Source organism: Zoogloea sp. (genome assembly GCF_028689785.1).
Taxonomy (GTDB): domain Bacteria; phylum Pseudomonadota; class Gammaproteobacteria; order Burkholderiales; family Rhodocyclaceae; genus Zoogloea.
The window spans coordinates 16,671-28,386 of record NZ_JAQVCN010000064.1; the positions used below are offsets into that span (position 1 = coordinate 16,671).

Annotated in this window: 7 protein-coding genes and 1 pseudogene; 6 read left to right on the forward strand and 2 right to left on the reverse strand. The window is 55.1% G+C overall.

Translation table 11 applies throughout. From position 1 onward, the window contains the following. The first annotated feature begins 727 nt into the window (after positions 1 to 727). From PHI64_RS19690 to PHI64_RS19715, 6 genes are all read left to right on the forward strand, one after another. Positions 728 to 3,910, forward strand: a complete 3,183-nt coding sequence (locus tag PHI64_RS19690) for an ATP-binding protein (protein WP_299886731.1) — start codon at positions 728 to 730, stop codon at positions 3,908 to 3,910. Positions 3,911 to 3,936: 26 nt separating this feature from the next. Next, positions 3,937 to 4,650: a hypothetical protein gene (locus PHI64_RS19695; RefSeq protein WP_299886733.1), complete on the forward strand. Its 714-nt coding sequence runs from the start codon at positions 3,937 to 3,939 to the stop codon at positions 4,648 to 4,650. A gap of 21 nt (positions 4,651 to 4,671) precedes the next feature. After that, complete coding sequence (locus tag PHI64_RS19700; protein WP_299886736.1) at positions 4,672 to 5,412, forward strand: hypothetical protein; 741 nt, start codon at positions 4,672 to 4,674, stop codon at positions 5,410 to 5,412. A 221-nt stretch (positions 5,413 to 5,633) separates the two neighbouring features. Then, positions 5,634 to 6,467: a hypothetical protein gene (locus PHI64_RS19705; RefSeq protein ID WP_299886739.1), complete on the forward strand. Its 834-nt coding sequence runs from the start codon at positions 5,634 to 5,636 to the stop codon at positions 6,465 to 6,467. A gap of 3 nt (positions 6,468 to 6,470) precedes the next feature. Then, complete coding sequence (locus PHI64_RS19710) at positions 6,471 to 7,403, forward strand: hypothetical protein (protein WP_299886741.1); 933 nt, start codon at positions 6,471 to 6,473, stop codon at positions 7,401 to 7,403. 71 nt (positions 7,404 to 7,474) lie between these two features. Then, positions 7,475 to 10,297, forward strand: coding sequence for a hypothetical protein (locus tag PHI64_RS19715; protein ID WP_299886744.1), 2,823 nt, complete (start codon positions 7,475 to 7,477; stop codon positions 10,295 to 10,297). A 985-nt stretch (positions 10,298 to 11,282) separates the two neighbouring features. Here PHI64_RS19715 and PHI64_RS19720 read toward each other — a convergent pair. Together PHI64_RS19720 and PHI64_RS19725 are read right to left on the reverse strand one after the other, a co-directional pair. Then, complete coding sequence (locus PHI64_RS19720) at positions 11,283 to 11,582, reverse strand: hypothetical protein (RefSeq protein ID WP_299886747.1); 300 nt, start codon at positions 11,580 to 11,582, stop codon at positions 11,283 to 11,285. Positions 11,583 to 11,591: 9 nt separating this feature from the next. Further along, positions 11,592 to 11,716 (reverse strand): annotated as a pseudogene (locus PHI64_RS19725) (IS1595 family transposase); the annotation flags it as partial.

The window sequence follows — 11,716 nt, forward strand, 5'->3', positions numbered from 1 at the left end:
CAGCCGCCTGAATGACGGGCGGCTATCGTCCCTGGTCAAAATTCAACCGGTACACCTGGTCAGTTTTAAACCGGTACGGACAGTGATGGCTATCAGCCTCTTCCCTGCCCTCCCGAAAACTGCTCGCTAAGTTTGGCTTCGCCAACGACCGCAGCCATGAAAGTGACTCACTTCACAGCAAATTGATGAACAATCTGAAAATCTCTCAGACCCCCAGTTTGGGCAGGCTTTTAGTGCGAACACTACCCTTCAGAAAATCTGCCTAGCATCGTTAAGATGAAACGACCAGCATCAGGAAGTCAGGACGATGGCGAGCACGTTGAAACTCCGCTTGCGAAGACCTTCTGCGTACCGAACTCATAAAGCATAGGTCTTCATTCGACGAACAGGAATCGTCATGCCGATCAAGCCCCACCCCAAGCTCATGCAGTGTCCGAATTGTGGCTGGCAAACCATCTATGCCCCTCGGTCCGATGCACTGATCGAACACAGACCAGAGACATGCCCAAAATGCGGCAACAAGGAACTCGACATAAAACAGGCTGGCATCGCGAACTTGGCTATCTCCTTGATTGCGTCTCTATTGAAAAGGAATTGAGACATAACAATGCCTTTCAAGGCACCGACAGATGGCGAAGCCCAGCCACACACTGAAAAATCTCGACAACAATAGCCTTGCTTTAGCTCTGAAGATCCTAGACGCACCTGCCTGACTGCAGCGATCAACATGACAAATACACTCAAGCTTCCTACCCTGGCTACAGACGAACAGAATCTGTTGCAGACCTTGCAGCAAGCTCCGCTTCTTGGTTTTACAGCCCCGCTCCAGACTCAAGCACAGACACGGCTGATTCGTCTTGATGAAATCAATGAAGAAAATCATCAGGCCTACCGCCATGCGTTGGCCAACGTCTACGCAAGTCTTGACCCGGCCAACCCAGTACGCCTCCTTTATCTACTTGACGGCAGCCCGAGCGGTGTTGATCTGTACTTCGGTGTCACCTCAGACCTTGCTGGCGCAGATGTACACGAAGCCATGATCAATCTGCGTGGCGCATTGGAAGGCCACCTCCCAGGGATCAATTTCGGTAGGGAAATTTCCCAGGATGCTTGTGTAGAGCTTTTCGAGCGCTGGCAACAAACCACTCACCAAGGCGTCATGCTGGGTGCCCCTACGGGCCATAAAGATGAACAAGGCAGTGAGGAGCAGAGTTTTCAGAGCATTGATCGCCTTGTGCGCGCCCTGCAGTCGGGCAGCCGTACGGGCACGCTCAGCACAAGTCGCTGGCAACTTGCCGTGATCAGCCAGCCACTGGAGCGCGAACAGATTCGAGGCCAACTGGATACGGCTTATGCCCTGTCATCCCAGCTCGCCGGCCTCGTTCGCACCAGTGTTCAAGCCAGCGGCAACACCAGCCGGCAGAAGAGTATTTCCACCGGGAGCAGTGAAGCCAAGGGAAGTAACGAAGGTATCAGCAAAAACTGGGGCAAGAATGAAGGAGCCTCGGAGACCAAGAACTGGGGCAGCTCTGCCGGCAAGAACTCATCTTCCAGCTCCTCCAGTTCCAGTAGCACCAACTCAGGCGAATCCCAGACCAAGAACGTGGGTACCAACGAGGGTCACAGCAAAAATACAGGCACCTCCTATACCCAAACCGCTTCCGAAAATCACAGCCTCTCCGATACCGAGGGCAGCACTGTAGGCGTCACGCAGGAAATTTCCAACAAACGCGCCCAGCATTTGATGGACTACCTCGACAAACAATTGATTGCCCGGCTGCAACGCGGTTTGACCAAAGGTCTGTTCCATAGTGCGGTTTATCTCACTGCCGAAAACCAATCTACTTACAGGCGCCTGAAGAACACCGTTCGAGCAACTTTTCAAGGCAGTGAAACCACGCTTAGCCCGCTCGAGATTCACGATCTTCCCCAGGCTGCACGCGGGCGGCTGCTGCAATTGCCCACGCTTGAACAGCAGGTAGAAGACGCGCAGGAACTCCTGTTTCACAGTCTGCACGTCGGCCCACGCAACAGCCTGGGCAGTCTGTTTACCGCTGATGAATTGGCGATCGTCGCCAGCTTGCCTGAACGCGAACTGCAGGGTATCCGGCGACGCAAATCGGTGGATTTCATCGTCGCCCTACCAGATACCGCTCGGGAAAACGCGCTGGATCTCGGTGAGGTCATCGACCGTGGCCGCCGTTACCCGAACAACCGGGTACGCATCTCCAAGGCGGATCTGAACAAGCACACGTTTGTCACTGGTGTCACAGGCGCGGGCAAAACCAATACCTGTCTGAATCTGCTGCTCGAATCGGACTTGCCCTTTCTGGTCATCGAACCTGCTAAAACCGAGTACCGGGAACTCGCCGCCAAGCTCGACGGCATCTGCTACTACCGTCCTAATGGCGATAAACACCAGAGCCTGCGGCTCAATCCCTTTGCACTGATACGGAAAGAGCAGCGCATCAAAAGCCACGCAGGTTTCGTAAAAAACGTCTTTGCCGCCGTTTTTCCTCTTGAAGCCTCCATGCCGATGATGATCGAGGCTGCCATTCTTGCGGCCTACGAAGAAAAGGGCTGGGACATCGACGAAAACGAATTTCTCCTCGGTGGCGATCCATTTTCTCCAATCACGCGCGCCTGGCCAACCATGAGCGACATGATTCGTCAACTGGACCGACTCATTCCGGAGTACGGCCTGGGCAAGGAGTTTGAAGAAAAATATCGGGGCTCACTGGTTTCCCGGCTGCGCAGCCTCACCGATGGAACACTCGGGGGCGTACTCGACGTACCGCAATCCATCGACTTCAAAGCCCTGTTGCAGCGCCGCTCCGTCATCGAACTGGAAGAACTGCAAAGCGGCGAAGAAAAAGCCCTGCTCATGGCCCTGCTGCTGGGTAGTTTGAACGAGGCCATTCGGGACTTGTATCAGCAAGACCCGGACTTCCGCCAACTGACCCTAGTCGAAGAAGCCCACCGCCTGCTCTCTCGCCCCGAAGCCGGCGATAAGGCGGCCGCCATGGCGGTCGAATCATTTGCCGACATGCTGGCCGAAGTGCGCAAGTACGGTGCCGGCCTCATCATTGCGGACCAGATTCCGGCCAAGCTGATTCCGGATGTCATCAAGAATACCCACACAAAGATCGTACATCGACTGTTTGCCGAAGACGATCGCCGTGCCATGGGCGAATCCATGATGATGGACGACGAGCAGCGGGCCTTCCTGCCCAATCTCGCGACAGGCGAAGCTGTGGTTTTCTGCGGTGGCTGGCATGGTGCAACACACGCCAAAATCCGCAACGACCGGGCGCAGACTGACAACCGCCGTGATTTCGACCTGCTGGGTTTCGGCATCCGACAACTCTGGCAGGAGCGTACCCACTATTACCCTCAGTTTTGCCGTTTGAACTGGCTCAGCGCTGAGCAGGATGACCCGGTCTGCTTTGCCGATTTTGTGCGCGAGACGCGCCAGGCTCAGAACCAGTTACTGCGCTTGTTGGCAGCTGACGACAAGACCCGTAACCGTGCAGAGCAGGAGTTTCAGCGAAACAAGGATTGGCACGCGAAGTGGGAGCCGATAGCTTCGGCTCAACAGGTAAGCCATGACCAACAAAGCGCAGAAATAAGAGAAGCTTTCCCACCAACCTTGATCGCTGCAGCTTGGTTTGCGCTGCTGCTGGATGCCAATCCGCGCCCACACACTCAAGTCAAGGACATGCCTTCGCTGCAGGCAACACGTGAGGATCAAAACGCAACCAGTCGCGCATCTGAAATCTTGGTCGGTGTTTTCTCTGAAGCAAAAACCCTCGACGATTTCAGGGAAATACTCAGCACAACAAGAAAAGGTAGAAAAGGCGCCGACCTCGATGCCGTTTGCAACACGCTGAGTAAGTTCAAAAGTTTCTGATTCACAAACAGCAAAAAGGAAATTCCATGGTACTTCCACTCATTATCGGAGCGATCACTGCGGCGAGCAGCGCAATCGTGTCTGCCGTAAGCACGATTGGTGTGGCTGTTTCATCGTTCGCTGCCAGCGTCGGCCCCATGTTGGCCGATGCCATTCAAACTCTCAAGCCTTTGGCGGAAGCCATCAGCAAATTTGCCAATGCCTTCCTGCAGAATCTTTCCATTCTCAAGCCGGGTGAAACCATCGAGTCCATGGGAGAGCGTGCTCTGCAGGCTGCAGCCCAAGGCATCAAGCTGGAAAACTCCGACAGCTTTGTCGACTACATGCAAGAACTGCGCGACCTAAAACTCGACCCCGAGCTTGAGAAAAACCGAAGCCCGGCCGAAAAGCTTCTGGCGGGGATCAGTATTGCTACGATTGGTTTGGAAGACAAATTCAATGCCAATCATGGCAGCTTCAATGGCGTCTGGCTCTTGCCCTTGGTCAATCCGCAATACTTCACGCCGGAGCGCATGCAAAGCTTGATCACGACCGGGCGCCTGGGCAATGAAGTACTGGCCTACTTGAACAAGGCATTATCCCCAGGCGAAACGCGCAACCTGGAAAGGGCTTATGAGGCCACTGTCGAGCACAAATCGTCAAATGGCGCTGAAATCGACAAGCTCTATGACGAACTGCACGCATCCCGGGATGCATGGGCCAATATTTCGAAGCAGATCGAAGAAGGCAATCAACGCTGAAGCAGCAAAAGGAGATCGATCATGGGATTTTTTAGTTCTATTGGCAGCGCAATCGGCAGCGTTTGTAGCAGCGTAGGCAGTGCTATCGGGAGCGCCTGTAGCGCCATTGGAAGCGCGATCTCTTCTTTCGCTACCGGAATCGGCACTGTCGTTGGCGGCATCATTAGTGCGCTTACGCCGGTGGCTGCCGCGCTCGGCAAGTTTGCGAATACCTTTCTACAAGCACTGGGTATTCTCAAGCCCAATGAGGATATACAAGAGATGGGAGATCGCGCCCTGCAGGCCGCTGACAAGGGTGTCACCATCGACAAATTCGAAAAATTCGATGAATACATGGCCGCGCTGCGTGATTTCAAGCTGGACCCGGAACAAAGCGCAAAACGCAACTCAGCAGCAAAAATGGTAGCAGGCCTGGGCGTAGGCACGATTGCCACGGAAGAAAAATTCAACCTGAATCGAGGCAGCCTCAATGGCATGTGGCTGTTGCCCATGGCCAATCCCGGCTATTTCACTCCAGAGCGCATGCAAACCCTGGTGAGCACTGGACGACTGGGCGGCGATATTTTTTCCTATCTGGAAAAGCGGCTCTCGGCAGGAGATACACGTACCCTGGAAAAACGTCTTGAGATCAACCCGGACGGCAGCGCCATGAGTGAGACCGAACTCGATACGCACTACGATGAAATGCATGCAGCTCGGGATAACTTTGCAGACTTGGGCAAACAAGCTGAAGCAAAGCACAGTCAGGCTCAAGGAGTTTGAATTTGGATTATTCAGTTCGATCTGTAGCAGTATCAACAAATCCGTAAACACCTCGGAAGCCGAAGATGAATCCCCGAGTCCATGCACAGCAAACATGGGTTTTCAGATTTCTCTGCCGAGATGACGCGTATGCAGAACTACGACCCGGCGAGAGAAATGCAAAAAGAATCCCCTCTCAAGCCCATCTCATCAACGCCAACCTTTCTACCTGAAACGGAAAAATGAATTCAAGCGCTGCACTGTTTTTTGTCTTGCTGCAAAACCAGTTATCCGCGTGGCTGATCAAGCCCGCCCACGAACCACGCGCCATTCCGATTCATGGTGAGGATACGGTACGGATAAACCGGGCAGAGGCCTTGCTTGAAGCCTCGACCGATGTAAGTGCTCGCCTGCACGGTGAAGGCATCTCTTTTCATGTTGCGCACTGGCTACTCGATAAGGAAGGTTTTGGACTTTGGGGCAGTGTTGTACCGCGCTTACTACAACTGAATCCGCCGGAATGCCGTTTGCAGGCCTTGTCCTGGGAATGGCTGGCAGCCCGTTTTGGTCTTGACCCCAAGTCTGAAGCAGCTGATAAACACACGCTGACCCAACTGATCTTCCCCTGGTTGATCAGTGCCGACGATGCGGCCGAGCGCCAGCAGATGCAGGATGCGCTGACGCGCGAACATGACAGCGAATCGGCACGACTGCTTGCGGAACGGATGCAGCTACAGCAGGAAAACGTACAGTTACGCGCCCTGAATGCGGCCTTGCAACGGGTGGATGCCGAGAACCTGGTGCGTTTCCTGCCTGCACTCTACCCACGCATCTTTACAGTACTTGGCGCAGCCGATCTCGCCTTGCTCTGTGGCCGGGTGGAGCCTTTGGACATCCAGAATCCCTACCCGGAACCCAGCGAAGAAACCCTGCGCGTCCTGCAAAAGGATTTTCGCAACCTGCCGGCTCATCTTCAACAGCAGATCGTCGATTTCGTCAAACGCTTGCCGCAGCGACAGAAACTGAATCCGCGTACTGAAATGCGCGAAATGGTGTCCGAACTGGAAAGGCGTTAAAGCATGGCCAAAAAAGATAAGAATGATTCTATGGGGCAAGTTCCAGTACAGGAATTGGATAAGGAACGCCGTACGCGGCTGGAGAAATTCCTATCACAATGGGACGAAACGCCCGGAACATTCATGATGAAGGAACTGACGCTCCCAGACCTCCGCCTCCTTCTCGAACATTATTCCCCGCTGCAAGACCTGATTCGAGCTATTGCCGGTACGGCGCAAGGCAGTTATCCGCTACCAGCGGCACAGCAGACGAGCGACTTGTGCGAACGACTACAGGACACTGCAGCCCAAACCCAAGCTGCTACCGCCGCACAGCTACGCACCGAAGCCGAGGCGGACGATCTGCGCCAGCAGTGCCAGGCATTGCAGCACGACCTCAAGCAATGCAGTGCCGCCACACAGAAATTGCTGCAGGAAAAAACCAGCGCCCAAGAAGCATTCCGCCAACTGGAAAAGCAGCTGCAGCAGGCACAAAAAGAACTGACTACCACCCGCACCGAGCTTGCCCGTGCCGGCACGGCCCCCGCGGAACTCACGCTGCTTCGCGACGATGTCGAACTGGCGCGCCGCCTGGAACTGACCGATCTACCCAGCGACACTACCCAGGCCCTGATCCGCATCGTGGCCGTACTCGCCCAACGCGACAATCTGGAACGACTGTGGGCGGCATTGAAGGATCGCTGCGAAGCCGAAAACCGCCCTGCCCATACAGCAGAACGCGCCCTGCTGGCCGCGGCGCTCTCCTGGTACAACCACAACTGGCGCAGTAAGCCCTATCAACTGGTTGAAGTCGCGCCTGGCATGGCCTACGACTTTGAGCGCCATCTGCGCAGCCAGCACACCACCAGCGGCGAAAAAATCAATGAGTTGCGCCTGCCAGGCATTGCGGATGGCAGTAGCCGATTGAGTTGCAAGGCCTTGGTGAGTACGCGGTAAGCCTTCGCATATGTTGGATCTTTCATTCTGATCGTTACATTGGCAACTTCATGGCTACGGAAAAACACACTATGCAGTCCGCCTCCACGGAGTTGAACCTAACCACCCGCTACGCCGACAATCTGGCGAAATTCACCGAAAAGCTGGAAGCCCAGCGTTTCAGCCTCATCCTCCCCCCCGGCGAAACGTCGGCAGAAAAAGCAACGGGCATCCTCGATACCCAGACCTATCTAATTTACCCACCCGTATCTGAACTACGCACCTTTCTCACTCCACATAATTTTGTGGAAATTCAAAAGGATGGGACAGCACTTCCTGCCTTGCACGTTGCAACAAAGCTGCTATGGAGCAACGCCACCACTGCTAAGCAATACAGCCTTAAAGACGGCAGTGTAGTGGTCGGCGCTGGACGTTGGGCGGACTTGTCGGGTTGGCTATTGCCTAGCAAGGATGAGCTCTACTCCTTTGCTAGCGCGAATGGAAACCCTTACCGTACCGGTAAAGCATATCGCCTTCTTGCGGCAGAAAACCCCTCCGCGTACTGTTGGCTCACCATCCAGGGGAGGACCGATACGGACAGTGGTTGTTGGGGAATATCTGATTCGCCGGGATATATTTTTGCCTGCCACCCGCTTTTAAAAAATGCGTCCGACATTGAAATCAGCATTGAAATGATCCGCCGAGGATGGACATTACGCAACCCAAATGCCCAAACCTTCAACCTGCCCGATACCCGTTGGGAAAGTCTCTCTCCTGAAGCCCGTCTGTTGACCATACAGAAGGAAGGGATACGCCTACTCAACGTAGACAAGAACAGCGAGGCGCAAGCGTTTATTCTTGACCCCGCCGCTTATTCGCTTCGCGACGAACTCATCGAACTCATCGAACTTGATCACACTCCCTGCCGTTTGCCGGAACTCGACAATGCCCAACTCAGCGACCCGGAAAAGGGCCTGTGGGAGCTGTGGGGGGAGGATGCTGCGCTGTGCAAGCGCCTGAACCTGATAGCCCGTGATCCCGGGCGCGACATTCAGCGCCGGGCAGTAGCCATCGACTTTGGCACCAGCAGCACCGTGGTAGCCTGCGAAACCAGCAGTGGTGGCCGCGAATTGCTGCGGATCGGCGTGCGTGATTTCTACCAAGCCGTGCAGCCGCAGCATTTCGAAAACCCCACCGTGCTGGAATGCCTGGATTTTGCATCCTTCCAGCAAGCCTGGACGAGCCAGGCTTATCGTCCGAAGCTGGATTGGAACTGGATGCGCGCCGCCCACGAAGCTCAGGCGAGTTTTCGCGACAATCCCGGCGATACGCGTATTCTCGCCAGCATCCTGCCGCGCTTGAAGCAGTGGGCGCTGCGCGATAGCGAACACCGCCGCGTGCGCCTGACTGACCGACAGGGGCAGGAAATCGAACTGCCCTTGCACAGCGAGCGCAACCCGCTGCGTGGTCAAGCCTTGCAGGTGAACATCGACGATCCCTTTGACCCCATCGAACTGTATGCCTGGTATCTGGGCATGGCAATCAACTGGCGCGGACATGGCCTGTTTCTTAAGTATTACCTCTCTTTCCCAGTGGAATACCCACGAGAGGTGCGCGACCGCATTCTGGCGAGTTTCCGCCGTGGTCTGCAACGTAGCCTGCCGCACAGCCTGGTGAGCCATCACCCGGAAACGCTCAATGAGTTTACTGTCCAGGCCCTGGCCAGCGAACCGGCTGCCTATGCGGCAGCGGCCTTGTCGCACCTGCAAGTGGAGCCGACCGAGGAAGGTATTCCCTATGCGGTGTATGACTTTGGCGGCGGAACCACCGATTTCGATTTTGGCTTTTTGCGCTGGGCCGACGGCGAGGAAGAGGAAAACGGTTACGAACAGGTTTTCGAACATCTCGCCAACAGCGGCGACAAGCATCTGGGCGGTGAAAACCTCATCGAACATATGGTCTATCAGACTTTCCAGCGCAACCTGGACGAATTGCGCCGCCATCGCATCCAGTTCACACGCCCGATTGATGCCCATCCCTTTGCTGGCAGCGAGGCTTTCCTGGCACAGACGCAAGCCGCACAAACCAATACCGTCATGCTCTCCGCCTGGCTGCGGCCTTTCCTAGAAAGTGACAAACCAGATTTGCCGGCCCAGATCAAGATCGAATTAATCGATGCTAATGGCCAGAAACAAGTGTGCGAACTGGAGTTGGACTCTGCCGCTCTCGATGCCTTGTTGCTGGAGCGCATGCGAGCCGGCGTACATGCGTTTCTTGCCGATCTGACGCGGATACGCAGCGAACTGCCGGTAGCGCCCATTCACATCCTACTAGCCGGTAACGGCAGCCGCTCACGCCATATCCGCGATTTGTTCGACACGGCTGGCGAGCATTGGCCAGCGCTGCTGCGCCACCATTTTGGGGAGAATCCGCCCGAAATCATCATTCATCCCCCCCTGCCAATGGATGAGCAAAACCCCCATGCCCCCACCGCCAAAACTGGCGTAGCGCTAGGTTTGCTGCATCTGGTGCCAGGTGAAAACACGCTGCTGGTGGATCATCTGTACCGTCGCCATGACGGCCAGGCCCCCTTTGCCTGGTTTGTCGGCAGGGTGCGACGCCGCAAATTCGAGCCGATCATGACACCCTCCGCAACCTACGGCCACTGGCATGAAGTCGGGCCCTTGCAGGAAGGCATGTTCAATCTCTACATCACTCTCAGCCCCCGCGCGCATGTAGGCTTAGCTGATGGTGATGCCGAACTGACTAAACACCGCCTTGAGTTTGCCGCAGCACCGCCCGGCGCCCGCCTCTATGCTCGCGCCTGCAGCCCACATGAGATAGAACTCACCGCCGCCGTGGCAAGTCCGGTCGAGGAAGAGGGAGCTGTCATGCAGAAATTTGTACTGGCCTGAATTGATTTCAGAACACGGCCGCTTGCCGTGCATGACAAAAGTATTTCGTTTTCACTTTGAATTCCTAGCCGCCATGAATCTTGCCGAGCAACACGCCGACAATCTTGCCGAATTTACCGATACCTTGATGCAAAGCCGTTTCTGGCATGTACTACCGGCGGGGGAAACGGATCTGCAGAATGCCGTTGGTTTTCTAGATACACGTGAAAACTTGTACTACCCGTCGGCTGCAATCTTGGGCAGGTTCTTGCGCGATCACCCCTTCGTTTTCGTCAAAAGTTTCTTAGAAAACGCCTCGGTTGCCTTGCTTCAGAGTGCTAATAAGTTGCTTTGGGGGGCATGCGAAGGAACACGGGAGAGTGCTCAACATCCGCAGGATTCAGACTTTGACATGAATTCAATCGCGGATGTGAGTAACGGTTTTCTCTCAGCCTTTTCAAGAATTTCCGCTGAATTAGCAACATCGCCTCATGTGACAGCCAAGTTCAATCAAGCCCTAGGGATTCTTGACAGGACTTCCCATGAAAAAGGGAAGGAGATTGTCAAGGCAGGAAAATGGGGGGGGCTGTCCAACTGGAGATTACCTACGAAATCCGAACTCATCGAATTTTCTCAAGGTAAAACCAACCCCTACAGATCTGGAAAAGGACTCGGCCTTCTCACCACAAAGGGGAGGCCCAGTGCCGTCTGGCTGACGGCGATGGGGTCATGCAATCTTGAATCCTCTTCCGGAATAAAAATTGAGCCAGGCGGAGCTGGCACGCTGCTGCCGCTTAATGAATTCTGGGCAAACGCAACACCGGAAGAGATGCTCGCCGATCTGTGCCATAGGGCATGGTATCTGGTCGAGCCAAATGGTCAGACTATCATGCCAGATAGGCGATTTTGCGGCCTCTCAATTGAAAAACTGCAAGCAGCCCTCGTTATCGAACACTACACACTGACGAGTGCTGAAAACACTGATTTGACCCTCAGTCCCGGGGCGCTATGGATCGATACGATGCTCTCCGAACTTGATTACACCCCTTGTCGTCTTCCCGTCTTGAGCAACGCTCAATTGACCGATCCGGAGAAAGGTTTGTGGGAGTTGTGGGGGGATGCCGAGGAAGCCTCCAATCGCTTTGCCATCATTGCACGCGACCCTGGTCGCGACATTCAGCGCCGGGCAGTAGCCATCGACTTCGGCACCAGCAGCACCGTAGTGGCCTGCGAAACCAGCAGTGGCGGCCGTGAATTGCTGCGGATCGGCGTGCGTGATTTCTACCAGGCCGTGCAACCGCAGCATTTCGAAAGGCTATGTCACCGTTGCCTGTGGAAATACTCCGATAGCGGCGAGGAGCATCTTGTCGGGCGTATCAAGTCGGCGCGTGTCGAGTGCCCGCCACCAGCCCAGATAGTTCGGGAGGTAGTGCGTGGCGA

Bases quoted from the DNA above. Each gene is read 5' to 3' on its own strand.
- PHI64_RS19690 (WP_299886731.1), top strand. From the start codon at position 728: ATGACAAATACACTCAAGCTTCCTACCCTGGCTACAGACGAACAGAAT.
- PHI64_RS19695 (WP_299886733.1), top strand. From the start codon at position 3,937: ATGGTACTTCCACTCATTATCGGAGCGATCACTGCGGCGAGCAGCGCA.
- PHI64_RS19700 (WP_299886736.1), top strand. From the start codon at position 4,672: ATGGGATTTTTTAGTTCTATTGGCAGCGCAATCGGCAGCGTTTGTAGC.
- PHI64_RS19705 (WP_299886739.1), top strand. From the start codon at position 5,634: ATGAATTCAAGCGCTGCACTGTTTTTTGTCTTGCTGCAAAACCAGTTA.
- PHI64_RS19710 (WP_299886741.1), top strand. From the start codon at position 6,471: ATGGCCAAAAAAGATAAGAATGATTCTATGGGGCAAGTTCCAGTACAG.
- PHI64_RS19715 (WP_299886744.1), top strand. From the start codon at position 7,475: ATGCAGTCCGCCTCCACGGAGTTGAACCTAACCACCCGCTACGCCGAC.
- PHI64_RS19720 (WP_299886747.1), bottom strand. From the start codon at position 11,582: ATGCTGCGGTTGCACGGCCTGGTAGAAATCACGCACGCCGATCCGCAG.